Raw genomic sequence first — 26,394 nt, 5'->3', positions numbered from 1 at the left:
GGGCCGGGTCTGGCTTCCAGTCAGGCGATCACTGCGCCCAGGCTTTCCAGTCTGCTTCGTGGGCGGCGATCCAGGCGGCGGCGACATCTTCGGGCGTCTTGCCGCCGAGGTCGATCTCGCCGCTCATCTTGTTGAGCTCATCGGTGTCGATCGTGTACGCCTTGGCCACCTTGTAGGCGACCGGCCATTTGTCCTTCATGCCGGACCAGGAGTATTTCCAGATTTCGCCATGCGGTTTGCCGCAATCATATTTGGCATCCGGGTTGGTGCCCCATTTCGGGTCGGTGTAGCACTCGGGCGTATACTCCGGGAATTCGACCCACTCGCCCTTGTACTTGGCCGGCGCCCAATGCGGCGAATAGATCCACAGCATGATCGGCGCCTTGCGCTGATAGGCCGAGTCCAACTCGGCGAACATCGCCGCGTCGGTGCCGGCATGGATGACGGTGAAGGGCAGCTTCAGCGCCTCGACGCGCTCGTCGTCAAAGCCTTCCCAGGTTACCGGGCCGCCGAGATAGCGGCCCTTCGGCGCCGTCTCCGCTGTCGAGAACGCCTCGGCGCATTTCGGGTCCTTCAGCGCTTCCCAATTGGGCAGGCCGGGGCATTTCTCCTTCATATATTCGGGAAACCACCATTCCTCCTTGGCCTTCGGCCCGAGCTTGCCGAGCCGCTCGGTCTGGCCGGTGGCGTCTGAAGCCTTCATCGCTTCGCCGGCCGTCGTGTCCCAGAACTCCAGGCCGACATCGAGGTCGCCATTGGTGAGGCCGGTGGTCAGGCTGGAGAGGTAGTCGGCTGTCGGATATTCGACGGTATAGCCGAGCTTTTCGAGGATACCGCCAAGGATCTTGGCGTTGAGGTTGACGCTGGTCCAGTCGAACAGCGCGATCTTGATCGGGTCGTTGGATTCAGGTGCTGCTGCGTGGACCGGTGATGTAAGCGCACTTGCGGCGGCAAGCGCCAAGGCTCCCATTGATAGGTTCGAAATCACACTGCGAAATGACATGCTTGTTCTCCTGTCAAACCATGTGGAAATTTCTTGATCGTTCCCTTCTTGCGTCTTTTCTTGATTGTGTTGGAAAGGCGGGTCGTTACGCAAGCTCGTTCGCACCAAGCCAGTGCCGCGGCCGCAACTTGCGCAGGCGAAATGGTTGCTCGACTTGGTGTTTATGTGATGCCGGGCGGGCCCGCGTCATGGCATCGGATGGATTGCTGCGTGAGCAATCGTCAACGGATCGATCGCCGCTCCAGCGGCGCTCTCAGACGTGCGAGCCATCAAGGTCCCATGGTCTCGGCCGGCAAGCCCCATCCCCGCCAGGCCGTTTCATGGGATGAAATTATATATACCAACGTTCATGCGGCGCAACGGCTGATGCCCTGTGCACTGCGGAATTTCAGACTGGCGATTGCCAACCGCCAGAGCTGACGTTCACGACATGATCAGGCCGCCATCGACATTGATGGTTTGGCCGGTGATGTAGGTGGCGTCGTCGCTGGCGAGAAAGCTGACCAGGCCGGACACGTCCTCGCCGCTGCCGGCGCGTCCCATCGGGATGTTCTTCACCCATTCGGCCATCAGCTCGCCGGGCTTGTAGTCACCCATCAGCTTGCCCCACGCTGCGTCATTATAGGCCCACATGTCGGTGTCGATGATGCCGGGGCAGATGGCGTTGACGGTGATCTTTTCCTTGGCCACTTCCTTGGCCAGGCTCTGGGTAATGCCGACGACGCCGAACTTCGACGCCGCATAGTGCGGCGTGTAGATGAAACCCTGCCGCGCCTGGCCCGATGCCGTGTTGATCAGCCGGCCGCCGTCGCCATGCTTGCGAATGCGCGCGATCGCTTCCTGGCAGCACAGGAACACGCCCTTGGTGTTGACGGCCATCACCTTGTCCCACTCGGCCTCGGTCATCGCCTCGATCCGGGCGATGGTGATGACGCCGGCATTCTGCACCGAAATGTCGACACGGCCGAATTCCTTCTCGGCGAGGTCGTAAAGCGCGGTGACCTCATACTTCCTGGTAACGTCCATGCGCATCGACGCGACCTTGGCGCCTGCCGCTTTCAGGCCGGCGGCGACGTCCTCGACGCGGGTATCGATGGCGCTGACCACGACCGCGGCACCTTCCTCGGCGAAGCGCTTCGCCATCGCCGCGCCGATGCCACCGCTCGCGCCGGTGATGACCGCAGTCTTGCCTTCAAAACGCTTCTGCATCTTTTCTCCTTACCAGCAGACAAAACCGCCATCGACGATCAGGTCGATGCCGGTGACGTAACTCGCGGCGCGGCTGGCCAGGAACACGGTCGGGCCGACCATCTCTTCCGGCGTCGCCATGCGCCCCATGGGCGTGTCGCGTTCGAAGATCTTGATCTGTTCGGCGACCTCCGGCCGCTTGTTCATCGGCGTCAGCGTGTAGCCTGGGCTCACCACATTGACGCGCAGGCCGCGATCGGCCCATTCCATGGCGAGGCTTTTCGACATGTGGATGACCGCCGCCTTCGACGAATTGTAATGCGCCTGGGTCAGGCCGCGATTGACGATCGAACCCGACATGGAGGCGATGTTGATGATCGAGCCCTTGCGCCGCGTCAGCATGGCGCGCGCTTCGGCCTGGCAGGACAGGAACACGCCGCTGACATTCACGTCGTAGATTTTCTGCCATTTCTCCAGCGACAGCGTCTCGGCGGCCTCGGCTCCTGCAATGCCGGCATTGTTGACGGCGATGGTCAGCGCGCCGAGCTCCTTTTCCGTGCGCTCGACTGCGGTCGCCAGGTCGGCCTCCGACGTCACCGTCCCGGTCAGCACCACCGCCTTGCGGCCAAGCACGGCGATCCTGTGCGCGGTCTCATCCAGCCCGCCTTTCGAGGCATGGCCGAAACAGGCTATGTCGGCGCCGGCTTCGGCGAGCCCGATGGCAATGGCCTGGCCAATGCCGCTGCCGGCGCCTGTTACCACCGCTACGTCGCCGCTGAGATCGAATAGTTTCATGTTGTTCCCCCTCCTGAAATGAAGGGGCGCTAGTCTTTGCTGGCGCCCCGCGCGGTCCGGTCCTTGGGAGGATACCACCTGCTGCGCTTTGTTCCGACTCCTGTCCTCAGCTCGTGGCGAGTTCCATCACCGCGACATTGCTGGCCTCGCTGCGGCCGAGAATGCCGCGCTGGCGGCCGCGGCTCAGCACCAGCACGCGGTGCGACAGCCCCAGCACCTCCTCGAGGTCGGAGCTCACCACCACCACCGCCATGCCGGAACGGGCGAGGTCGGCGATGACGTCGTAGATCGCAGCGCGCGCACCGACATCGATACCGCGCGTCGGCTCATCGAGGATGAACACCTTCGGCGGGCGTGACACCCATTTGGCGATGATCACCTTCTGCTGGTTGCCGCCGGAAAGCTTGCTGACCGCCTGGCCAGGTTTGCCCTTGACCCCGAGCCTTGCGATGCCGGCTTCGGCGAATTTCTGCACCGCTTTCGGAAACACCCAGCCCTTCGGCGCGACATGGTCGAAATTGCCGAACGCCAAATTCTCGCCGATGGTCTGGTCGAGCACGACGCCTTGCGCCTTGCGGTCTTCCGGCACCAGCACGACGCCGGCCTTGATCGCTGCCGCCGGCCCGCTGAGATGCACCGATTTGCCGGCAACGCGCACCGAGCCCGACGAGATCGGATCGGCGCCGGCGATCGCCCGCACCAGTTCGGTGCGGCCGGCGCCGATCAACCCGGCAATGCCGAGGATCTCGCCTGCTTTGACCGAGAAGGAAACGTTGTTGAAGCTCTTCTCCGGCGAGGACAGGTTGTCGACCTCGAGCAGCGTCTCCTCGCGCGGCGGCGTCAAGTGTGGGAACATCCGCTCGACCGAGCGGCCGACCATCTGCTCCACTACTGTGCGCACGGGAATATCGGCGCGTTCGTGGCGGGCGACGATGCGTCCGTCGCGCATCACAACCACGCGGTCGGCAATCTGCGCGATCTCGTCGAGACGATGGCTGATGTAGATGAAGGACATGCCCTCCGCCTTGAGCTTGCGGATCTGCTGGAACAAAAGCTCCGTTTCCTCGCCGCCAAGCGCTGCGGTCGGTTCGTCGAAGATCAGCAATTCGGCATTGAGCGTCAACGCCTTGGCGATCTCGACCTGTTGCTGGGCGGCGATGCGCAGCGTGCCCACCTTGCGCTCGGGCGAGACGTCGAGGCCAAGCCGCTTCAACTGCGCCGAGGCCTTGGCGTTCATCGCTGCGCGGTCGATGCGGCCGCCGCGCATCGGCAGGCGCCCGACATAGACGTTCTCCGCCACCGACAGATCCGGCAGCAGCTTCAGTTCCTGATGGATCATGCCCACACCGGCATCGATGGCGGCGGCGGGCGAGGCGGGGGAATAGGGCTTCCCCCGCCAGATGATGGTGCCCGCGTCGGGCCGGGTCGAGCCGGCGATGATATTGGACACCGTCGACTTGCCGGCGCCGTTTTCGCCGAGCAGCGCCACAACCTCGCCCGGCCGCACCTCGAAGCTCGCATCGGCCAGGACCTGGACCGGTCCGTAGCTCTTGCAGAGGCCGTTGACGAAAAGCCCGTTGTGCGGGCTTTCGCTGTGGCGAGGATCAGGAGACATCGTGGCGCTCTCTCTAAGCGGTGCCGCAGGTTACGGGTGCTTGGCGATGAACTGCTCGACATTGTCCTTGGTGGTCAGCGTCGCATCCTGCAGCTGCTCGGCCGGAACGCTTTCGCCGGCCACCAGCTTGATCGCCGCATCAACGGCGAGCCGGCCCATGCCTTGCGTCTGCTGCGTCGCGGTGACGTCGAACACGCCGTCCTTCAGCGCCTTGAGTGCGGCCACGTCGCCATCGAAGCCGGCAACCCAGACCTTGTGGCCGGGATTGGCGACCTTGACCGCCTGTGCCGCGCCCAGCGCCAGCGCATCGGCCTGGCCGATGACGATGGAGACATCGGGATGCGACTGCAGCAGGTCCTGCGTCAGCTTGAAGCCTTCGTCCTGGTGCCAGCCTTCGCTCCACAATTCGCCGACCACCTTGATATCGGGATAGGCCTTGAGCGCTTCGCCGCAGCCCTTCGAGCGATCGACTTCCGGCGTGGTGCCCTTCTGGCCGTGGATGATGATCAGTTCGCCTTTGCCGCCGGCCTGCTTGGCGATGTAGTCGCACACCGCCTGCGCCGAGGCGACACTGTTGGTGGCGATGAAGGTGTCGCCGGGCGCGCCGTCGGCGTTGCGGTCGACATTGACGACCGGGATGCCGGCAGCCTTGGCGGTCTTGGTCGGCACGGTGGCGGCTGTGGCGCCGGCCGGAATGTAGATCAGCGCGTCGATGTTCTGCGTGATCAGATCCTGGACCTGGCTGACCTGGGTCGCTGAATCGCCCTTGGCGTCGACGGTGACGATCTCGATGCCCTTCTCCTTGCCGTAGGCTTCGACCGACTGCTTGATCTGGTTGAAGAAGTCGGCCTGCAAATTGGCCACGGCGAGGCCGAGTTTCTTGGCCTCCTTGGCCGAGGCCATGTCGGTCAGCCCGAGCATAGGAATGATGGCGGCAGCGGCGAGCAGCAGTGAACGTTTGGTCAGCATGTTTTTCCTCCGTTGATAGTCAAACTGTCCCGCCAGCGCATCGCGCCCCTTGGAACATCCCAGTTTCGGATCGACCGATCCGTCTATCGCCCGGACGCTCCGGGCGAATTCTCAATTGTGCCCCGTTCTCTATCGCGCCCTGCGCCGCCAGGTATCGCTGGCGACCGCCAGCGCGATCACCGCGCCGATCACCACCTGCTGGATGAAGGGCGAGACGCCGAGCAGATTGAGCCCGTTGCGCAGCACGCCGATGATGAGCACGCCGACCGCGGTGCCGCCGATCGAGCCGACGCCGCCCGACAGGCTGGCGCCGCCGATCACCACCGCCGCGATGGTGTCGAGCTCATAGCCGAGGCCGGAACTCGGCTGCACCGAATCCAGCCGCGCGGCAAGCACAATGCCGGCAAGACCCGCAAGCACGCCGCAGATGGCGTAGACCCAGTTGGTCAGCGACTTCACCGGAATGCCGGAGAGCCGCGCCACCTCGGCGCTGCCGCCGATGGCGTAAAGGCTGCGGCCGGTGGCGCGGTAGTTGAGGAAGATGGCGAAGACGATCGCCAGCACCATCATCACCCCGACTGTGACCGACAGGAAGCCGAAATGGCGGATGATCGACAGGCTGGTGAACCAGTCGGGAAAGCCGACGATCTGCGAACCGTCGGTGATCATGTTGGCAAGGCCGCGCGCCACCGACATCATCGCCAGCGTCGCGATGAACGGCGGCAGCCGGGTGACGGTCACCAGCAGGCCGGACACCAGTCCGCAAAGGCCGGCGACGACCAGTGCTGCAACGACGCCGGCGGCAAGGCCGAGATTGAGATAGTCGGGGTGGGCGACGAAGCCCATCACCATGGCGGCCAGCGCCAGCACCGAGCCGACCGAGAGATCGATGCCGCCGATCAGGATCACCAGCGTCATGCCGATTGCCATGATGCCGAGCACGGTGATCTGGTCGAGTACGTTGAGGATGTTGCGCATGGTGAGGAACGTGTCGGTGGTCAACGTCAACGCCAGGCAAAGCAGCAGCAGCCCGATCAGCGGCCCCATGGTTCCGGCAAACAGCGCCGAAAGCTTCGCGGCCGTCGCACCTTGAGTGCCGGGCGCGGCTTTCAACTCGCCAGCCTTCGACTCGCTTGCATCATTACTCACGGCCACTTCGTCTCCTCCGTCAGCGAAACGGCGATGGCCTGCCGTCCGCTCTTGTTCACCAGGCACCTCCCTGTGAACAATTTATCTTTGATATGCAATTTTGTTCAGCTAAACTGTTCATTAGAAAATTGTCAAGAGCCGTTGCGCCATTCGGCGGTGGTTTGCGCCACCGGGCGGTTTGTCCTAGGGAAGGCCAGGGGGTGGCGCTTGCGGAAAGATTTCCGAAATTTGCCGCGGGAGGGCAAAAGATGGCGACCGTCGAAAACGAGAAGGCCTCGCGCTTCCCCGATGCCGAGCTCAAGGCCCGGGCCGCCTGGCATTACTATGTCGAAGGTCTGACGCAAGAGCGCATTTCCGAGATCCTCGGCGTCGGCCGCATCAAGGTGCACCGCATTCTCTCCGCTGCGCGAGAGGAGGGCATCGTGCAGTTCCGCATTCGCGACAGTGTCGTCGAATGCGTGCAGCTCGAGGAGAGCCTGAAGCAGCGTTTCGGGCTCAGCCAGGCGGTCGTGGTGCCATCAGCCGCTGATCGCAGCAACGCGCCGCTGATGATCGGCCACGCGGCTGCCGCCTATCTCGCCGACAATGTGAATGCCGGCGACGTCATTGCGCTGGGCTGGGGCCGCACGCTGAAATTCGCCATCAACGAATTGCCGAGGCGGCCGATCGCCAGGACGACGGTCGTCTCGATGCTCGGCGGCCTCACCCACGCGCAGCCGCTCAACCCGACCGAAAGCGCCTGGGAGTTCGCCGAAAAGATCGGCGCTGAATGTTTCCTGCTGCCGGTGCCGGTCTATGCCGACAAGCCGGAACAGCGCGATGCCTTCATGAGCCAGCGCAGCGTCCAGGATGTCGTCTTCCGCGCGCGCCGCGCCAACATCGCCGTGCTCAGCGTCGGCTCGTTTTCCAAGGACAGCCCGATCGCCAATTACGGCTTCATCAAGCCGAGCGAACTTGAGGAACTGCAGGCCGCCGGCGCGGTCGGAGACCTCTTGTGCCATTTCATCGACGCCGAGGGCCACCCGGTCGACCATGAGGTCAACCGCCGCGTCTGCGCCTATCCGCTGCAGGATTTGTCCGATATTCCGAGCATCATACTGGTTTCAGGTGGTCAGGAGAAGGTCGCTGTGATGCGCGCGGCGCTGGCCAACACCAGGATTTCGGTGCTGATCACCGATGAGGATGCGGCCAAAGGCCTGCTCAATCGTTGAGCGCTGTCCGGCGTCGGTCAGAATTCGCAGGGCTCCGGACGACTGTCGTCCGACCAGTCGGCCAGTGCGATCGGCACGAATTTTCCCGCGACCGGTTTGCCGTCGTCCAGGTCCTTTGAGGCAACGCCTCTGCCGGTGAGAAAATTGATGTCGCAACCGCCCAGCGTCGTCTCGACCGAGCCGTCGGCTTTCTGAACATTCCAGTCCCAGTCGCGACTGTAGCCGGCGACAAGGAATTTACCGCCGCGCCAGACGATGGTCAGCGTTGTATCCCATGATTTGTTGGCGCCGCAGCCGAAGCACGAGGTGACGACAAGCGATCCCTTGCCCTTGCTTTCGAGCCCGAGAATACGGTCCTGCGTCAGCGCCTTTTTGACAAAGTCAGGCTTGCGCGAAGGATCGAGCTTTCCTTCGCCGGCAGCCAGATAGATCGAGAGATCCGCCAGCCCGGTGTCGGAATCCGCCGCGATCGCGGCCCGATCCATCCTGCCGTCATTGTCCATGTCGAGCGTGACCTCGAAGGGCGGCTCGTCCTGCGCACGCGCCGTCATCGGAGCTGCCGCAAGCGCGACAATCCAGGGCAGGGCGGCAAGGTGAAATACTGCTTTCATGAGCCCGATGAGTCTAGCATTGGCCGGGCAGGACGCAAAATCGGCAAGCTGGGCAGGTTGGGCATGGGAGCCTCACGCAGGCAAGCTGCGCTTGAACTCAGATCGCACCGAGCCGCGCGTGGATGTCGCGTGTCGCGTGATAGAGGTCGCGGTAGATCGCCTTGCGCGCCCGGTAAGCCGGCACCAGCGTCATATCCGGATCGACACGCCTGGCCGGCGCCGCCGCCATTGCCTTGGCGGCGTCTTCCGCCGAGGCGAACCAGCCGATCGCCGAAGCAGCCAGCATGGCCGCGCCAAGGGCCGCCGCCTCGTTGACCGGCGACACGAACAGCGGCCGCTCCAGCACGCTGGCCATGATCTTCATCAGCAGCGCCGAATTGGTGCCGCCGCCGGCGGAAATCATCTCTCCCGACTTGCCGCCGCTTTCGGCCTCCATCGCCTCGCTGGCGATGGCCTGCTCCAAAGCGATGCCTTCCAGCGTGGCGCGGAAGAGATGCCTGGGCTCATGGTCGAGCGACAGGCCAACAACGGCGCCGCGCGCCGCGCCATCCCAATAGGGGCTCATGACGCCGGCCCAATAGGGCATGACCAAAAGACCGTCGCCGCCGGCCGCAACATCGACCGCACCCTTCTCCAGTTCTGCCGCGGAAGACGCGCCGGTGGTGCGCACGATCCAGTCGACCAGTTGCATGCCCGAGCGCAGCACGGTTTCCAGCATGAAGCCGGAGCCGGTCGGCGAGACCAGCGTGCGAAACGCATCCGAAGTGGTGACCGTGCCGGAATAGCAGCCGCTGACGACGCCGGAGCCGAGCGAGAGATAGCTCCTGCCGGCACCATAGACGCCCATGCCGAGACCCATGGCCTGGCCATCGCCGGCGCCGGCGACAATTGGCGTGCCCGCTTTGAGGCCAGTCAGCTGGGCAATGCTTTCGGCAAGGCCGCCGCAGATTTCGCCTGGGCCGATCAGCGCCGGCAACTGCCGTGGCTGCAACCCTGCAGCCGAGACAAGCTCAGGGTGCCATTCGCCTGTCGTGACATCGAGCAAGCCGAGCGGGTCGGCACTTGCCGTGCTGGTTACCAGCCGTGCGGTCAGCCGGTGAACGAAGAAGCCATGAACATCGACCAGGGCGGCGGCGTTGGCCAGCACCTGCGGCTGGTGTTCCGCCAGCCAGGCGATGGCATAGAGCGCCGGCGTCGGATCCGGCGGCTTGCCGCTCCAGTCGCGGATCGTCTCGCGGCCAAGCTCGGCCGACAGCTTGGCGACTTGAGGCCGGGCGCGCTCGTCAAGCCACAGGATCGCCGGGATGAGCGGCGTGCCGGCCTGATCGATCAGGGTGAAGGTCTCGCGCTGATGGGCTATGGCAATTGCCGCCACGCGCGCGGCGCCGACCTTGTCGGCAACCTGCTTCAGCGCACTGATAAGGGCTGCCCACCAATGTTCGGCATCCTGCTCGAAATGGCCGGGCTTAGGATTGGCCAGCGGATAGGCCTCGCGCGCCTGGAACAGCTCCGCGCCGTCGCCGGTGAAGGCGATCGCCTTCACCGCCGTCGTCGAGGCATCGATCCCGATAACGACATCGTCCATCACAGGGAGATCCCGAAGGTTCAGGCGGCGTTGGTCACAAACTGTCCATCCGACTGGTCTAGACGGCGGCGGATCTGCGTTATCACCATCGAATCGTCGGGTACACAATTTTCATAGGTAAGGAAGTCGCCGGTCTTGACCGGCTTGACCACCTTGGCGCGTTCGGCAATCCCGAGCGGCAGCGCGCCCTTGGCGCGGGCGTCCTCCCAGGTCATGGCGAAGCCGCGATAGTCGTTCTCGCCGATCATGCCGAGCGATTGGCCCGCGCCGAGATCGCTCTTGGCCACCGCCACCGCTTCGGCGACCGGATGGTCGAGGGGCTCCATGTCGGCGCGTTTGTAGACAACGGCGCGCGCCGCCGACAGTGGCACTTCAAGGCTTGTCAGGTGATAGGGACGGTAGATCGTGAAATAGGGGCCCTTGCCGACCTTGAGGTCGACCATGCGCTCCAGCACGCGCGGATGCCTCGTTTCGATGATGCAGAACACGCCGGGCGCCACGCCCTTGCCGATAGAATAGTCCACCACGCCCTTGCGGTGCAGCACGCCGCCATCCTCGCGCGGGCAAAGCACGCTGGCCAGTTCCTCCAGCGTCGCCGTCGGGCCGTGCATGCCCGGCACGTCGGGCACCAGCCCGGTGGCGTTGGCGATAGCCACCATCTCGATCGCCGTCTTGGAACCGTCGACGAACTCGACCAGCATGCGCGCATTCATGTTGCGCTCGGCCGCTTCCTTCTCGTAGTCGGCGGGCATGGCGTCGATCTTGAGCGGGTTGTTTTTGCCCTTGCCGGCGGCGATGATGTTGAAGCCGAGGCTCTTGGCGAAGCCGATGATCTCCAGCGTGCAGGCGGGTTCGTCGCCGGCCGCACCGGTGTAGACCACGCCGGCCTTGCGCGCTTCCTCCTTGAGGAAGCGGCCGATCGTAATGTCCGCCTCGACATTGAGCATAACGATGTGCTTGCCGTTCTTCATCACTTCGAGCGCAAACAGCGTGCCGATGTTGGGATTGCCTGTCGCGTCGATGATGACATCAATGCGGCCGGCCGCGGCCAGCGCATGCAGATCTTCGGTGACAGCGATCTTGCCGGCCTCGATGGCGCGGTCGATGGCAGAGGCGTTCGCAGCCTGGACGATGTCGGAGCGGTCATGGCCGGCGAGCAGTGCGGCATCGATCGCCGCTTGCGGCCGCACCTCGGAAATGGCACCGATCCGCATGCCCGGCATCAGCGCCACCTGGACGACGATGTCGGTGCCCATCTGCCCGGCGCCGGCGAGTCCGATGGTGATGGGCCCTTGGGCTTCAGCGCGCTGCAGAAGTTCCGCTGCAAATTGCGGATGGGCCATATCGCTTCCTCCAGTCACGACGCGCCGCAGCGTCAAATCATCATTTTGAACATTCCTATTTCCATCTGAAAAATATTTCAACCCACAAATCGGAGAATGGCTGCAGGACCAAATCTCCCACGGAGGATTCGTGGGGTGACAGCTTCATGCTGCGCTTGATCTCAGCCGATCTCTAGGAAAGGCTTGCCGAGCAGGTCGGGCACGACATCGATGCCGAGGCCGGGCCCGTCGGGAATGCCCATGTGGCTGCCGGTGACCGGTGGGGCGTTGGAGGCCGTGCGCACCGTCACCCACTCATGGAAGGCGATGGCGTGCAGCCGGCGTTCTTCCGGCGTCGACAGCGACAGATGCGCCATCGCCGCCGTGTCGATCTCGGCGCCGCCCGTATCCTCGACGGTGATCATGAAACCGAGATCGACGGCGACGTCGCGGATTTGCCTTGTCCTGGTTACGCCGCCAAGCCGCGAGATCTTCAGCGTCAGCCCGTCGGCGGCGCCCAGGCGATGGATTTCCAGCATCGCCTCGAGCGAGATGACGCTCTCGTCCAGCACCATCGGCTTGTCGAGCATGCGGCGCACCGACATGTTCTCCTCGATCGTCGTGCAGGGCTGCTCGAACGTGTAGTCGATCCCGCGCGTTGCATCGGCGAACTGCCGCGCCTGGTAGGGTGTCCAGCCGGCATTGGCGTCGCAGAAAATCACCGTGCCTTTCGGCACGGCCGAAGCGACTGCGCTCACCCGCTCGATGTCTTCATGCACATTGCCGCCGACCTTGACCTGCAGCCGGCGGCAGCCCTGGGCGATGATCTTTTTGGCCAGTGCCGCCATCTGGTCGAGCGTGCCGTGGGTGACGACGCGGTAGGTCTCCGCCATGTCGCTCTCGCGGCCGCCAAGCATGGTCACCAGCGGCACGTCGGCGGCGCGGGCGGCCAGATCCCAGCAGGCCATGTCGAGCGCCGACTTGATGTAGGGATGGCCTTTGAACACCGTATCCATCAGCCGGCCGATGCCGGCGAGGCCACGCGGGTCCTGGCCGATCAGGTGCGGCGCGATCTCGACCACGCCCGCGCGCGTTCCCGCCGGAAACGCGGCCGAATAGAAATTGCCGAGCGGCGCCATCTCGCCCCAGCCGGTTACGCCGCTGTCGGAGGTGATGGCGACGATCACCGCATCGAAGCAGTCTGCAACCCGCCCCTTGGACATGCGGTAGGGCCCGTCCACGAAGGGCTGCACGACGCGATAGGCCTTGATGGTTTTGATCTGCACTTGTCTGTCCGTTGTCTCTAGGCGTTGAGGAGGGTCAGCCCTTCGATGTTCCGCTGATCGAGGCCACGCGCATAGGCAAGCAGCTCTTCGAAATCGAGGTCGATATGCTCGCGCGCATGGCGCTGGGCAGCGCGCATGTCGGCGCCCTTCAAGAGCCGCACATAGGGTTCGTGGAGATCTTCGGCCGGCACCGGCTCGTTGCGGGCCCGCTGGTGCAGGGCAAAGTACATCTGCAGCCGGCTGGTCAGCCGCTGCCATGTTTCCAGCAGCACCGAATTGTCGGCCCATTCATAGATCAGCCCGTGCAATTGCAGTGCGGTCTCGATCTGGCGGGTGGTGTCGCGCGCGCGCGTTGCCTGCTTCACCGCTTCGTGGCGGCGGTCGAGTTCATCGAAGAAGCGCTGGTCGCGCAGCTTCCATGTCCGCTCGATGGCGAATTCATCGAGCACCTTGTTCAGCGAGTAGGCGTCGTCAATGTCCTTGGCGGTGACATCGATGACGAAGGTGCCGGCATAGGGAATGCTGGTCAGGATGCCTTCCTGCACCAACTCGCGCATAGCTTCGCGCAAAGGCGCGCGGCTGACCCGCATCTGCTCAGCGATCCTCAGCTCGCTCAGCTTTTGGCCGGGTTCCAGCTGGCCGATCAGGATCGCCCGCCGCAACAGCGCAACGATCTCGGCTCGGCGTGTCGTATCCGCGATCGGATTGAAGTCCAGCTTGGCCATTCCGTCACTCCAGTGAGAGCCGGAAACAGACAAGCAGATTGTCGACAATCCTACAATATGTCTATTCCGGATTCTTGTGCCTTGCGGTTACTCCAAAAACGGCGTGCGGCGCTCCATAAAAAAACGGCGCCCTCGGCGTGGAAGCCGAAGGCGCCGCAGGACCGGGGCTGATGGGGGTTATCAGCTGGCCGGTTTCTCCTGGGGCAACGGCGAGATCGGCATTCCTGGTCCGATCTTCTGCAGATTGCCCGTTATCACCTGGTCGCCTTCGGCAACGCCGCTGAGNGATCGGCATTCCTGGTCCGATCTTCTGCAGATTGCCCGTTATCACCTGGTCGCCTTCGGCAACGCCGCTGAGGACCGCCACAAGGTCGCCGCTGGTCGCGCCAAGCGAGACGATGCGCTGGTCGACCGTGTTGCCCTTGCCGACGACATAGACATATTTGCCGAGCTGGCTCGAACCCAGCGCCACCTGCGGCACCATCAGCGCGTCGGGCAGCTGCTTGATGTGCAGCCGCACGCGGACATACTGGCCCGGCAGCAGCGAGAACTTCGCATTGCCGATGGTGGCGCGCGCCGTAATCGTGCCGGTCGAGTGGTCGACCGTGTTGTCGATGAAGGTGAGTTCGCCCTTCTGGCTGGCTTCGGTCTCGCCGGGGAGCAGCACCTCGACCTCGATCGGGCCGGCGGCGCGGGCCTGTTCGATTTCGGCCAGGTCCGTCTCGCTCGGATTGAAGGTGACGTAGATCGGGTCGAGCTGCACCAGCGTGTTCAGCACCGTGCCGGCGACGCTGACCAGCGTGCCGACCGAAGCCTGGTTGCGGCCGACGCGGCCGGCAAACGGAGCGTGGATTTCGGCGTAGCTCAAATTGAGCTCGGCCGTGCGCACCGCCGCCTGGTTGACGGCAAGCGACGCTTCGGCCTGGCGCAAGGTGCTCGTACGCTGGTCGAACCCATCCTTGGCCAGATAGCCGCTCTTGGCGAGTTCGGAGCCGCGGCCGAGATTGGAGCGCGCATAGTCGAGGCTCGCCTGGTCGCGCTGCACTTCGGCCTTGGCCTGGTCGAGAGCCGCCTTGAAGTCGTCAGGCGAGATCTTGTAGAGCAGATCACCCTGGCGCACATCCGCGCCGTCCTTAGCCGTCTGCTCCTGCAGATAGCCGGGCACGCGGGCCTGCAAGGTGACGCTGCGGATCGCCTCGATGCGGGCGGCGTAGTCAAGGTAGATCGGGATCGTCTTCTTGACCACGCTCGTCACCGGCACCGGCATGACGAATGCCGCAGGTGCTGCCGTCGCTGCCGCCGTGCCGGCATTGAGGCTGAGATTGCCCATGTCGAGGAAGTGGACGCTTGCCACCGAGATCGCTCCCAGGGCGACGGCCGTTCCCAAAGCTATTTTCCATTTACGCATTTTGGTCTCCAATTCTATTCGGCTGCTTCGGCCAGGCGCATCGGCGCTGGTTCGGCAGTCGGTTCATTATTGTCCTGGTCATGAGCAGCGTTGGGTTCGCTGCGCACGCGGCGTTCGCGCAGCTGTTCGATGACCGCGTAGAAGACTGGCACGAACACCAGCGACAGGATGGTCGCCGCGACCATGCCGCCAAACACGGTGGTGCCGATCGACTGCCGGCTTGCCGCACCCGCACCCGTCGCAAACATCAGCGGCAGCACGCCGAGGATGAAGGCGAAGGCCGTCATCAGGATCGGCCGCAGCCTCAGCCGCGCAGCTTCCATTGCCGCGTCGACAATGCTCAGTCCCTCCTCGCGCCGCCGCCTTGCAAACTCGACGATCAGGATCGCGTTCTTGGCGGCGAGGCCGATCAGCATGACGAAGCCGATCTGCGAGTAGACGTCGATCTGCATGCCGCGCAAGAACAGGGCTGCGAAGGCGCCGAACAGGGCCAGTGGCACCGCCAGCAGCACCATGAACGGCATCGCCCAGCTCTCATACTGCATCGCCAGGATCAGGAAGACGAAGACGATGGCGAGGCCGAAGACGACCGACGCGATCGATCCTGCCTTGAGCTCCTGGAAGGTGATGCCGGTCCATTCGAAACCGAAATCCCTGGGCAAAGCGGTGGCGGCGGCCCGTTCCATCGCGGCAACCGCCTGGCCCGACGAGAAGCCGGGGGCTGCGCCGCCATTGATCGTGGCCGAGGCGTTGTTGTTGTAGTGCGGCACGGTTTCCGGGCCGACGAACGGCACCAGTTTGCCCAGTGTGCTCAGCGGCACCATGCCGCCGGAGGCGTTGCGCACATAGAGCCGCGAAAGGTCGCCTGCGTCGGCACGTGCATCCTTGTCGGCCTGGATGGTCACCCGGAAGGTGCGGCCGAACAGGTTGAAGTCGTTGACGTAGAGCGAGCCGAGATAGATCTGCAGCGTGTTGAAGACGTCGGGCAGGTTGAGGCCGAGCAGTTTGGCCTTGCTGCGGTCGAGGTCGTAGTTGAACTGCGGCGTCGAGGTCGAGAACGGCGAGAACAGCTGCTGCGGGTTGATTTCCGGCTGCTTGCGCGCCTCGGCGATCACGGCTTGCGTCGCGTCGTTGAGGGCTGAACTGCCGCGCCCGGTGAGATCCTCGACGACGAATTCGAAGCCGCCCGTGGTGCCGATACCCGGGATCGAAGGCGGATCGAAGGACAGCGCGAAGGCTTCCGGAATCTGCATCAGCTTGCCGCGCACATCGGAGACGAGCTTGGACGCGCTCTGGTCGGGGCCGCGCTCCTCCCACGGCTTCAGGATGGCGAACTCGACAGCCGAGTTCGACTGCGCCGCACTGGTCAGGAAGTTCAGGCCGCTGATCGAGCCGACAATCTCGACGCCGGGTGTTGCCTGCAATATGTCGCGCGCTTTCTGCGCCACCGCATCGGTGCGTTCCAGCGAGGCGCCGTCAGGCAGCTGGATGACGACGAAGAAGTAACCCTGGTCCTCGACCGGAAGGAAGGTCGAGGGCAACTTCTGCCAGACGAAGTAGGTGGCCACCAGGCCGGCCGCGAACAGACCGAGCATGATCCAGCGCAGCCGGATGAGGATACGCACGCCGTGCGCATACGCATGCGACAGTCTGTCGAAGCCCGTGTTGAACCAGCGGAACGGGGCGAACTGCGTCTCGCCGCGATGGCGCAGGAAGGCGGCGCTCAGCGCCGGGCTGAGCGTCAGCGAGTTGAAGGCGGATATGCCGACCGAAATCGCCACCGTCAGCGCGAACTGATTGTAGAGCTTGCCGGAGACGCCGGGAATGAAGGCAACGGGCACGAAGACGGCCATCAGCACCGCGGTGGTGGCGATGATCGGTCCGGTGACCTCGGCCATCGCGGCCTTGGTCGCCGCCAGCGGTTTGAGGCCCGCCTCCAATTGTCGCTCGACATTTTCGACCACCACGATGGCGTCGTCGACGACGAGGCCGATGGCCAGCACCATGCCGAGCAGGGAGAGCATGTTGAGTGAGAAGCCCATCATTTCCATGACGACCATCGTCGCCACCAGCGACACCGGAATGGCGATGGTCGGGATGATCGTCGTGCGCCAGCTCTGCAGGAAGATGAACACCACGGCCACGACCAGCACCAGCGCTTCGCCAAGCGTGATCAGCACGTCATGCATCGATGCCGACACGAAGCGCGTGGTGTCGTAGTGCATGGCGTAGCTGACGCCCTTGGGGAAACGGGCCGACAGTTCCTGCATCTTGTCCTTGACGTGCTGCTGCAGATCGAGCGCGTTGGAACCCGGCATCTGGTAGACGGCCAGCACCACCGTCGGGTCCTTGCCGAAGAAGGCCGACGACGAATATTGCAGTGCGCCGAGCTCGATGCGGGCGACGTCGCGCAGTCGCACCAGCGACCCGGTGCCGGTGTTGGCGCGCACGACGATGTCGCCGAACTCCTTGGGGTCGCTCAGGCGGCCGACGGCGTTGACCTGCATCTCGAAGGCGGTGCCGGCGGGCGCCGGTGACTGGCCGATCTTGCCGGCCGCCACCTGGACGTTCTGCTCCGAGATGGCGTTCTGGACGTCGACAGCGGTGATGCCGAGATTGGCCAGCTTGTCCGGATCGAGCCAGACGCGCATCGAGTAGCGGCGCTCGCCGAATATCTGGACGTCGCCGACGCCAGGCAGCCGCTTCAGCGGATCGACGACCTGCAGATAGGCGAGGTTGCTCAGCGCCACCGGATCGACCGAACTGTCGGGCGAGGTCAGGTTGACGATGAGGACGAAATTCGGGTTCTGCTTCTTGATCGTCACGCCGCCCTGGTTGACGATCGCCGGCAGCGAGGAGGCCGCTTGCGAGACGCGGTTCTGAACGTCGACGGCAGCGGTGCTCAAGGAATAGCCGACATCGAAGGTGATGGTGATGGTCGAGGAGCCGTCATTGGAGCTCGACGACGACATGTAAGTCATGCCTTCGACGCCGTTGATCTGCTGTTCCAGCGGCGTCGTCACCGTATCGGCGACCACTTGCGCGCTGGCGCCCGGATAATGCGCGCTGACCACGACCTGCGGCGGCGTGATGTCGGGAAACTGCGAAACCGGCAAAAGGAAATAACAAATCGTCCCGGCGAGCACCATGATGATGGCGATGGCCGAGGCGAAGATCGGACGATGGATGAAATAATTTACCACGACACGCAAACCTCTTTAGAAGAACCGGCCTCTTTAAAAGAATGGGCAGACCGGGACAGCCGCCTGCTGCGCACCGAACCCGGGTCCTGCAAAAAATACGAAGACGGCGCCGCGCCGCTGAGGCCCTGCTCATCGGCAACGGTCCTCAGCATCGCTTCGAAGGCGCGCGGGTTGACGCGGTCCGCTTTCATCACCAGCCGGATCATCGGATCCCGGATGGCTTCATCGATGGTCAAATCCTTGCGCTGCGACATTGGAGCGTCTCCATTCCAGCGGCCCGCATCGGATGATCGCGAACCGGTTTTCATCTCTTCACCGGCCGGAGCCGCATGACCTGCAATTTTCACCCTTTGTGATCTGGCAGGACCAGTTCACGGCCTTGTTATTGACGGAAGGCTACATAGGTGTTACCAGTAAGTAACATTCGGATAGTTACAGACCGGTAACACCCTAGTCAAGAGGTGAACCGAATTTTTAGGGAGACAAGGAGACTGCGATGGCAGACGGCATTACGGATCGCGTGCGTCCCCGGGATCGAATCCTGGAGACGGCGCAGGACATGTTTCACAAACATGGCATCAAGGGCGTCGGCGTAGACGCCATCACGGAAGCCGCCGGCACCAACAAGATGACGCTCTACCGTCATTTTGAGTCGAAGGACGAACTGATCGTCCAGTGCCTGCGCGCGTCGGCGGCTAAAGGCGCCGCGATGTGGGACCAATTCGAGGCTGAACATCCCGGCGACAAGCTCGCCCAGTTGCATGCCTGGATTCGCATGGCCGCTGCTTGCCTGGCGGCTGACGGTCGCGGCTGCGACATGGCCAATGCCGCCGCCGAATTGACCGAGCCGGACCATCCCGCCAGGAGCGTGATCAAGGAGCTCAAGAGCGCTCAGCGCGATCGCCTCGTTGCGCTGTGCCGGGATGCGGGCATCGGTCAGGCCGAGCTTCTGGCCGATACGCTGTCGCTGCTGTTCGAAGGGGCGCGCGTCAGCGTGCAGACCATGGGCTGCCAGGGCCCCAGCACGCAGTTCGTGCGCATGGCTGAAGGCCTGATCAGCTCTTTCAGGGCGCGCTGAATTCCAGCTTTCGGAGTTGAGGAGTCCCCATCATCCGGCGGGGCTTTTGGCTATTCTCCGAACTTGCCCGTCAACTCTAATTTAGATTCATTTGAGAACGAAAAAAGCCCGCTGCCGGGAGGAGGTGGCAGCGGGCTCGATTTCGAACGAGATGCGGGAGGAGGTGCACCGCGCTCAGCGTCGGCATCGCATCTGGGAGGAGTAGATGGCCGACACCCAGATGAGTACGGGTTGCCCAATGATTCGGCAACAATGAAAGTTGCATGGCTGCTGTGCAGATTTGCGGCATCTACCCCGACTTGTCGTACAAATCGGAGAAATCGCCACGGCGCGACTTCACTGCACCGGCACGTTTTCCTTGAAGATCAGCCGTGGCTCGATGAACTTCTTCGTCAGGTATGGCGCGGCGGATGCGATCGAGCCAAGCAGGCGGATCACAGATTGCTCCGCGATCAGCCGCGCATTCTGGTCGATGACGACATCGGCGAGGTCGTCGACGAGATAGCCGCGCGTTTCCTTGGTCAGGTCGTGGCAGATGAAGACCGGCTTCTTCTTTGGCTTGGCCTCGAGCAGCGCTCTCGCCACACCTGAGCGCCCGGCGCCGACGCAATAGATGCCGAGCAGTTCCGGCTCGTTGTGCAGCGCCTGCATCGTTGCGGTGTAGCTGCCCTCCGGTTCGTCATTGATCTCGACCGCACTCGAAACCGTGAGATTGGGGAATTCCTCTGTCAGCACCGACCGAAAGCCCATTTCTCGCTCCTCGTGCCCGCGATAGGAACGCGAGCCGACGACCATCGCCAGATGACCCTGGCGGCCATTGAGGAAGCGCCCCATCAACAGCGCCGCCGTGCGTCCGGCAACCCGGTTGTCGATGCCGACATAGGCCGAACGCGGGGCGGCTGGAACGTCGGAGACCAGCGTGACAAGGCGGATGCCTGCCTCGACCACATCGCGCAATATGTTGCGCGTTCGCGGATGATCGACGGCAATGACGCCGACACCATTGGCCTTCAGCGACAGATTTTCAACCGCCGCCTGCAGCGCTGCCGGCGAGATGCCGCCGAGATTGTGGATCCGGCACGAGGCGACCAGCGGCAGGCGCCCCGCATAGTCCTCGATGTGCCCGGCGAGGTCGATCATGAAACCGTTGGCGCCGATCGGCAGGAAGAATTCAAGATGCGCCGGCCGCGACGGCAGCGTCACCTGATCGACCACCGGCAAATAGCCGAGCTGCTTGGCCGCCTCCATCACCCGTTGGCGGTTGGCGGCGCTCGCGCCGGCCCGGTTGTTCAGAACCCGGTCGACGGTCGCGGTCGACAGGCCGCAGCTCCTGGCTATGTCGGCAACGGTGGCTTTCATGGCTGTAGTCATAGAGCATGATCCCGAAAAGTGGGAACCGGTTTTCTCGGACAAACGGGAACCGTTTTGTCAAAGGGTCATGCTCTACAACGAGTTAGAGCGGATGCGTTTCCGTGCCAGACGGCGCGAAGACGGTTCAGCCGTGCGATGGCCCGCCTTCGATGATGGCGTCGCGGATCTCCTTGTCGGACATCCCGGTGATGATGCGTTCGACCTCGGCCACGCTGGTCTTCTTCGGGTCGATGTCGTCGGCCACCACCTTGCCCCGGCGCATGACGACGATGCGGTCAACCACCTGGAAGACATGGTGGATGTTGTGGGCGATGAAGATGCAGGAATGCCCGGAATCGCGCGCGTTGCGCACGAAGCTCAGCACGCCTTGCGTCTCGGCGACGCCCAGATTGTTGGTCGGCTCGTCGAGGATGATCAGGTCGCTGTCGAAGTGCATGGCGCGCGCGATGGCGACGGCCTGCCGCTCGCCGCCGGACAGGGAGCCGATCGGCGTCGTCGGCGGGATGTTCTTGGAGATGCCGACCTGTTTCAACAGGTCGCGGGCGACATTGTTCATCGCCTCCTGGTCCATGCGGTTCAAAAAGCGCGGCGGTTTGATCGGCTCGCGGCCGAGGAACAGGTTGCGCGCGATCGACAGCTGCGTCACCAGTGCCGAATCCTGGTAGATCGTCTCGATGCCGTGCGCGATGGCGTCGCTGGTGCTGCGCAGATTGACCTTCTTGCCGCGGATGAAAATGTCGCCGCTGGTCAGCGGCACCGCCCCCGACAACACCTTGATCAGCGTCGATTTGCCGGCGCCATTGTCGCCGAGCAGGCCGACGATCTCCCTTTCGTTGACATGAAAATTGGCGTCTTCGAGCGCCTGCACGCGCCCGTAGGACTTTTTGATGTTGGACATGCGGATGAGCGGTTCAGCCATGGTTCTAGGTCCCTGCCTGATGCCGGCGTTCCAGCCATGAGTGCAGCGCCATCATGCCGAGGATGATGGCGCCGATGAAGATGTTGTAGGCCAGCCCGGGCACCCCGATCAGCACGATGCCGTTGCGCATGACGCGCAGGATGAGGATGCCGAGCACCGTGCCGATGATGGTGCCGCGCCCACCGGTCAGCGCCGTGCCGCCGATCACCACCATGGCGATGACTTCGAGCTCGTAGCCGGTGCCGCTGTTGGGGTTGGCGGCCGACGTGCGCAGCGACGAGATGACGCCGGCAAGCGAAGCCATCACCGACGACAGCACGAACAGGCCGATCTTGACGCCGCTGACGTTGACGCCGCGCGCCCTTGCGGCGCCTGGATTGCCGCCGGCTGCCTGGATCCAGTTGCCGGTCCGGCTTTGCGTCAGCACGTAGCCCAGTGCGATGGCCGCCGCGATGAACCAGAAGAGCGACATGTAGATGCGGAACGGGCCGATGAAGAAATCACCGACCAGCGCTTCGGCCAGCCAGCTGCCCTCGGCGCTCCACGTCCGCTGCGGAAAGCCGTCGGTGACGAACAGCGCGGTGCCGCGCACCACCAGCAGCATGCCGAGCGTCACCAGGAAGGATGGGATTTTCAGCTGCGTGACGAACCAGCCATTGACCAGGCCGATGAAGGCCGCGATCAGCAGCGCGGCGAGGAAGCCGACCTCCAGCGAGGTCAGGCCGCTGTTGAACAGCGTCCACATCAGCACCGGCGAAAAGCCGAACAGCGAGCCGACCGACAGATCGAATTCACCCGACGTCATCAACAGCGTCATCGCCAGCGCGATCAGCCCGAGCTCGACGGTGAAGGCCAGCGTGTTGGAGATGTTCTGCGGCGACAGGAAATCGTGGTTGATGCTCCAGAACACCGCGATTTCGACGATGAGCAGAACGAAGGGCCCGAATTCCGGCCTCGCGATCAGGCGTTGGATGAGCGAACGGTTTTCCACTGATAACCCGCGACAGGAAGGGAAAGGCTGAACCTCGCACGTCGTGCGAAGGGTTCGGCGAAAAAGGAAAAAGACAGTCGCGACCGCGGCTGCGGCCGCGACTGTTGAAGGTCTGGGTTATTTACCGGACAGGATGTCGTCGTAGACCTGCGCGGTGTCCTTTTCATAGAGCGCGCCGGTGATGACGTTGAAGCCCGGGGGAATGCCTGACGCCGCCATGTTGGCCAGCGACAGAGCGACATAGCTGGTCGCCTGCGGGTCCTGCCACTGGCCGGCATTGACGTAGCCGGTCAGCACTTCCTGGGTGGTGTCGAGCGAGTTGCCCCAGCCGACGACCGGGATTTCGCCCGGCTTGATGCCGGCCTGGTCGAACACCCGCTTGATCGAGCCGGTGACCAGATCGCCGAGGCCAATGATTGCCTTGACCTTGGCCTTGTTGGCGGTGAGATAGTCGACCATGCGGTTGATGGCTTCGGCCTGGTCGAGGGTCGCTTCGGTGATCTCATAGGTGATCCCCAGCGGTTCGAAGACGCTCTTGATGCCTTCCTCTTCCTGGACGCCGTAGGTGGCGCCGGGGATTTCGACCGGCATCCAGACGAAGTCGCCCTTCTTCACCAGGCCCTTGTCGACCAGATATTGCGCCCAGTGCTTGCCGAAGGTGACGTTGTCGCCGCCGACATAGGCGTCGAACCTTGCCTTGGGATCGGGCGTGTTGAAGTTGATGATCGGGATCTTGGCCGTGTTGGCTTCCTTGGCGATTTCGATCAGGCTGCCCGGATCGGGGCTGGTGGTGACGATGCCGTCGGCCTTGGCCGAGATCGCGGCGCGCACGGCCTCCTGCTGCGAGGCAACGTCGCCATTGTGGAACGAGGTGTTGACGGTGTTGCCGGTGTCCTTCGCCCATTGCTTGGCGCCGGCCAGGAAGTAGGTCCAGACCGGGTCGGCCGGGCCGCCATGCGAAATCCAGTAGAACGTCTTGGCCTGTGCCGCCGCCGGAACGGCCAGCGCCACAATCAAGCCAAGCACGAGTAATCGTAGCCTCGTCAGCATTTGCTTTCCTCCCATGTTGAAAAACGACCTCCACGTCCGGCGATGATCCGGGCCATGCCCTTGATCCTCTCCTCCTGCCAGCGCCGACCCGGATGCGCAGAGCATCTTCTTTTGCGGCCGATGGCAAGCCTCTATCCGCCCAATGGATGGTGGCGCGATGCAACGCGCCATCAGCGATCCCATCAGATCGCATCAGTTAGAGGGCAATTCCAGGAAAAGTGTGAAACGGTTTTCCGCCCGGAATTGCGTCAAACCAAGAGATAGAGATATTCCCCGGCAAGCAGGCGGGGCTTAAACTCAGGCGCGCGGAATTTCCTGAAAGCGCTCGGCCTGGCGGTTGCGCAGCACCTTGGCCAGCCGGTCGAGCGCGAGCGCCAGCACCATCACCGCGCCGATCACGAACGGGCTCCATGCGGCGTCGACGCCGAACAGGGTCACGCCGCTCAAGATGACCTGGACGATCAGCATGCCGATCACCGCACCGAAGACGGTGCCGCGCCCGCCGGAAAGCGAGGTGCCGCCGATGATCGCCGCGGCAATCGCCATCAGCACGAAACCGCCGCCTTGGTCGACGTCGGTAACGGGAGAGCCAAGCCACAGCGCGCCCGCCAGCCCCGAGACGATGCCCATCAGCACCAGCGTCTGCAGCCGCACAGCACCTGTCGGGATGCCGGCATAGAGCGCCGCCTGCGGATTGCTGCCGACGGCCTGGATCCGGTAGCCGAAGCGGCTGCGGTGAAGCACGAGGTGCATCACCACCGCCATTGCGACGAAGACAAAGACAGCCGTCGGCACAAGGCCGAACAGCTTGCCGTGAACGATCTCAAAGAAGTCGCCGCCTGGGCTGGCCGGAGCTGTCGCTTGCATCTTGACGGCCACCGCCGCCAGGCCCCGGAACATTGCAAAGGTGCCCAGCGTAACGACGATGGCCGGCAGTCGCAGCGCCACCACCAGCAGGCCGTTGATGAGGCCGAGCCCGGCGCCGAGCAGCACGCCGGCAAGGGCGGCAAGCCACGGGTCGATGCCGGCGGCCAGAAGGAATGCGGTGAGAAGGGCCGCGAGATGGAATATCCAGCCGACGGAAAGGTCGATCTCGCGGAGTGCGAGCACGAACACCATGCCGATCGCCAGCATGCCGGGATACGCAGCGGTTTCCAGCAACGACAGCACATTGGCCTCATCGAGGAAATCCGGCCGGGCAAAGCCTGTAATCGCCACAAGGACAACGAGCCCGATGAGCGGCCTGAGTTCGACGGGCAGGCGAAGGCTGCGCCTCGGGTGGGCAGCCGAACCGGCAAGCTGTAGCATGGGATCCAATCGTGTCATGCCATGGCTCCCACGAGTTTCTTTTTCGGCCGCTCCGCCTCCGGCATCTCGCCGGTGGTGGTCAGTTGCAGCACTGTCCTTCGCTTCATCTCGGCGCCGGACAGCTCGCCGGCGACCCGGCCGCGGTGGAAGACAAGGACGCGGTTGCTGAGGTTGGTCAGTTCGGACGGCTCGACCGAACGCAGCAAAACGATACAGCCATTGACCGCCATCTGCCGGATCAGCGCATAGATCTTGCGCTTGGCAGCCGCCTCGATACCGCCAGCCGGATTGTCTAGGAGCAGCACTTGCGGCGCCGTCTCCAGCCATTTGGCGATTACAATCTTCTGCTGATCGCCGGCCAGCAGCGAATTCACCGGCGCGTCCGGCAGGCCCTTGATGCGCAGCGCATCGATCTGCCTTGCGGCGGCGGCGATCGCGGCCTTGGGCGAGTAGCGGCGAGACCCCCAGTTGCGGGCGCCGGTAGCGATGTTGCCTATGTTGAAGGCCAGCGACCGGTCGGCCATCAGGCCGTTGCACAGGCGGTTGGCCGGCACCAGGCCGATGCCGCGCCGCGCCGCTTCGGTCGGATTTCCAGGCAAGCCGTAGCCGTCGGGGAGCCGCACCCTGCCGCTTTGCGCCTTGCGCAGGCCAAACAGCATCTCGAACAGGTGTTCAACGCCTGACCCCTCAAGCCCGGCCAAGCCGAGGATCTCGCCGGAGCGGGCGGTGAAGCTGACGCCGGAAATCCGGCCGCCGCTCAGACCCTCCACCGTGATCCGCGGCCTTATCGTGCTGGCATTGGCCGGCAGTGCAGGCGGGAACAGGCTGCCGCGCTGCTGGCCGATCATGGCGTCGATCACATCGGCTTCGCTCAACGCCGAGCGCCCACTTGTCAGCACGTCACGGCCGTTGCGCATCACGGTGACCTGGTCTGCGATCGCAAACACATCCTCCAGCCGGTGCGAGACATAGAGCACGCTCGTGCCCTTGGCCTTGAGGTCACTTAGTACGGTGAACAGGTGCTCGGTCTGGCGCCGGTCGAGCGCAGAATTCGGTTCATCGAGGATCAGCAGCCTCGGGCCTTCCAGAATTGCGCGGCCGAGTTCGACATATTGCCGTTCGCCCATGCCGAGTTGTCCCACAGGAGCGTGGACATCGACGTCGAGCTTGAGTTGCCGAAGCAAGGTGCGGCTGCGTGCCTCCATCTCGCGCCTGGAGACGAAGCCATTGCGCAACGGCTCGCGATTGACGAACAGATTGGCCAGCACCGAGCGGTCGGCAAACAGGCCGAGCCCCTGGTGGACGACGCCGAAGCTGTGCTTGCGTGCAGCGATCGGGCTGTCGACGGTGACGATCTGGTCGCCGACGCGGATGGTGCCGCTGTTGGGCCGGAGCACGCCGGCAAGCACCTTCACCAGCGTCGACTTTCCGGCGCCGCTTTCACCGACGACAGCATGGATGGTCCCCTGTCCGACAGACAGGTTCATATCCCTGAGCGCGACAACGCCGCCATAACGCATGGCGAGATTGCGCACCGATATCATCGGCAAACCGAGCATGCGATTCGGCCCCCACAGACCGCGCCCCGATCCTGGAGCGAATTTCCG

At 63.7% G+C, this 26,394-nt stretch carries 21 protein-coding genes and 1 pseudogene; 2 read left to right on the top strand and 20 right to left on the bottom strand.

Going from position 1 to position 26,394, the window contains the following annotated elements; translation table 11 throughout:
• Window positions 1–28: 28 nt before the first annotated feature.
• From X726_RS161390 to X726_RS161415, 6 genes are all read right to left on the bottom strand, one after another.
• The gene (locus X726_RS161390; RefSeq protein ID WP_023709181.1) at window positions 29–1,003 is read right to left on the bottom strand and encodes an ABC transporter substrate-binding protein; all 975 of its coding nucleotides are present in this window, start codon (window positions 1,001–1,003) and stop codon (window positions 29–31) included.
• A 423-nt stretch (window positions 1,004–1,426) separates the two neighbouring features.
• Window positions 1,427–2,212, bottom strand: coding sequence for an SDR family oxidoreductase (locus X726_RS161395; protein ID WP_023668532.1), 786 nt, complete (start codon window positions 2,210–2,212; stop codon window positions 1,427–1,429).
• Window positions 2,213–2,221: 9 nt separating this feature from the next.
• Entirely contained in the window at window positions 2,222–2,986 is a 765-nt protein-coding gene (locus X726_RS161400) for an SDR family oxidoreductase (protein ID WP_023668531.1), read from the bottom strand.
• A gap of 106 nt (window positions 2,987–3,092) precedes the next feature.
• A complete protein-coding gene (locus X726_RS161405; RefSeq protein WP_023668530.1) occupies window positions 3,093–4,601 on the bottom strand; it encodes a sugar ABC transporter ATP-binding protein in 1,509 nt (502 codons plus the stop codon).
• Window positions 4,602–4,631: 30 nt separating this feature from the next.
• Window positions 4,632–5,570, bottom strand: coding sequence for a sugar ABC transporter substrate-binding protein (locus X726_RS161410; RefSeq protein WP_023668529.1), 939 nt, complete (start codon window positions 5,568–5,570; stop codon window positions 4,632–4,634).
• Between the two features lie 129 nt (window positions 5,571–5,699).
• Window positions 5,700–6,632: an ABC transporter permease gene (locus X726_RS161415; protein ID WP_245272072.1), complete on the bottom strand. Its 933-nt coding sequence runs from the start codon at window positions 6,630–6,632 to the stop codon at window positions 5,700–5,702.
• Between the two features lie 335 nt (window positions 6,633–6,967).
• On the opposite strand from X726_RS161415, the gene X726_RS161420 reads away from it, so the two are divergent.
• Window positions 6,968–7,930, top strand: coding sequence for a sugar-binding transcriptional regulator (locus tag X726_RS161420; protein ID WP_023668527.1), 963 nt, complete (start codon window positions 6,968–6,970; stop codon window positions 7,928–7,930).
• Window positions 7,931–7,947: 17 nt separating this feature from the next.
• Here the strand turns inward: X726_RS161420 and X726_RS161425 are convergent, their stop codons facing one another.
• The 8 genes and pseudogenes from X726_RS161425 to X726_RS161455 all read right to left on the bottom strand — a co-directional run bounded on the left by X726_RS161425 (window position 7,948) and on the right by X726_RS161455 (window position 18,324).
• Window positions 7,948–8,541: a hypothetical protein gene (locus tag X726_RS161425; protein WP_023668526.1), complete on the bottom strand. Its 594-nt coding sequence runs from the start codon at window positions 8,539–8,541 to the stop codon at window positions 7,948–7,950.
• Window positions 8,542–8,638: 97 nt separating this feature from the next.
• Window positions 8,639–10,126 (bottom strand): FGGY family carbohydrate kinase, encoded by a 1,488-nt coding sequence (locus X726_RS161430; protein WP_023668525.1) that lies wholly within the window; start codon window positions 10,124–10,126, stop codon window positions 8,639–8,641.
• A 20-nt stretch (window positions 10,127–10,146) separates the two neighbouring features.
• Window positions 10,147–11,469, bottom strand: a complete 1,323-nt coding sequence (locus X726_RS161435) for a homoserine dehydrogenase (RefSeq protein ID WP_023668524.1) — start codon at window positions 11,467–11,469, stop codon at window positions 10,147–10,149.
• 161 nt (window positions 11,470–11,630) lie between these two features.
• Entirely contained in the window at window positions 11,631–12,734 is a 1,104-nt protein-coding gene (locus X726_RS161440; protein WP_023668523.1) for a mandelate racemase/muconate lactonizing enzyme family protein, read from the bottom strand.
• A gap of 17 nt (window positions 12,735–12,751) precedes the next feature.
• Complete coding sequence (locus tag X726_RS161445; protein ID WP_023668522.1) at window positions 12,752–13,459, bottom strand: GntR family transcriptional regulator; 708 nt, start codon at window positions 13,457–13,459, stop codon at window positions 12,752–12,754.
• A gap of 286 nt (window positions 13,460–13,745) precedes the next feature.
• Window positions 13,746–14,867: pseudogene (locus tag X726_RS0134640) on the bottom strand (efflux RND transporter periplasmic adaptor subunit); the annotation flags it as partial.
• Between the two features lie 14 nt (window positions 14,868–14,881).
• Complete coding sequence (locus tag X726_RS161450) at window positions 14,882–18,070, bottom strand: multidrug efflux RND transporter permease subunit (protein WP_023668520.1); 3,189 nt, start codon at window positions 18,068–18,070, stop codon at window positions 14,882–14,884.
• Window positions 18,064–18,324, bottom strand: coding sequence for a hypothetical protein (locus X726_RS161455; protein ID WP_023668519.1), 261 nt, complete (start codon window positions 18,322–18,324; stop codon window positions 18,064–18,066). The genes X726_RS161450 and X726_RS161455 overlap by 7 nt, the downstream gene beginning before the upstream one ends.
• A 242-nt stretch (window positions 18,325–18,566) precedes the next feature.
• Here X726_RS161455 and X726_RS161460 point away from each other — a divergent pair, with 242 nt between their 5' ends.
• Window positions 18,567–19,148, top strand: a complete 582-nt coding sequence (locus X726_RS161460) for a TetR/AcrR family transcriptional regulator (RefSeq protein WP_023668517.1) — start codon at window positions 18,567–18,569, stop codon at window positions 19,146–19,148.
• 336 nt (window positions 19,149–19,484) lie between these two features.
• Here the strand turns inward: X726_RS161460 and X726_RS161465 are convergent, their stop codons facing one another.
• From X726_RS161465 to X726_RS161490, 6 genes are all read right to left on the bottom strand, one after another.
• Window positions 19,485–20,507: a LacI family DNA-binding transcriptional regulator gene (locus X726_RS161465; RefSeq protein WP_023668516.1), complete on the bottom strand. Its 1,023-nt coding sequence runs from the start codon at window positions 20,505–20,507 to the stop codon at window positions 19,485–19,487.
• Between the two features lie 136 nt (window positions 20,508–20,643).
• On the bottom strand, window positions 20,644–21,438 hold the full coding sequence (locus tag X726_RS161470; protein WP_023668515.1) for an ATP-binding cassette domain-containing protein: 795 nt from the start codon (window positions 21,436–21,438) through the stop codon (window positions 20,644–20,646).
• A 4-nt stretch (window positions 21,439–21,442) separates the two neighbouring features.
• Window positions 21,443–22,429: an ABC transporter permease gene (locus X726_RS161475; RefSeq protein ID WP_023668514.1), complete on the bottom strand. Its 987-nt coding sequence runs from the start codon at window positions 22,427–22,429 to the stop codon at window positions 21,443–21,445.
• Between the two features lie 117 nt (window positions 22,430–22,546).
• Complete coding sequence (locus X726_RS161480) at window positions 22,547–23,479, bottom strand: substrate-binding domain-containing protein (RefSeq protein ID WP_031214693.1); 933 nt, start codon at window positions 23,477–23,479, stop codon at window positions 22,547–22,549.
• A 297-nt stretch (window positions 23,480–23,776) separates the two neighbouring features.
• Window positions 23,777–24,805, bottom strand: coding sequence for an ABC transporter permease (locus X726_RS161485; protein ID WP_198037285.1), 1,029 nt, complete (start codon window positions 24,803–24,805; stop codon window positions 23,777–23,779).
• Window positions 24,802–26,346: a sugar ABC transporter ATP-binding protein gene (locus X726_RS161490; RefSeq protein WP_023668511.1), complete on the bottom strand. Its 1,545-nt coding sequence runs from the start codon at window positions 26,344–26,346 to the stop codon at window positions 24,802–24,804. The genes X726_RS161485 and X726_RS161490 overlap by 4 nt, the downstream gene beginning before the upstream one ends.
• Window positions 26,347–26,394 lie beyond the last annotated feature (48 nt).

This window comes from Mesorhizobium sp. LSJC285A00 (assembly GCF_000503155.1).
Taxonomy (GTDB): Bacteria; Pseudomonadota; Alphaproteobacteria; order Rhizobiales; family Rhizobiaceae; genus Mesorhizobium.
Note: the sequence above shows the minus strand (reverse complement) of the source record. Positions and strands in the feature narration are given on the sequence as shown.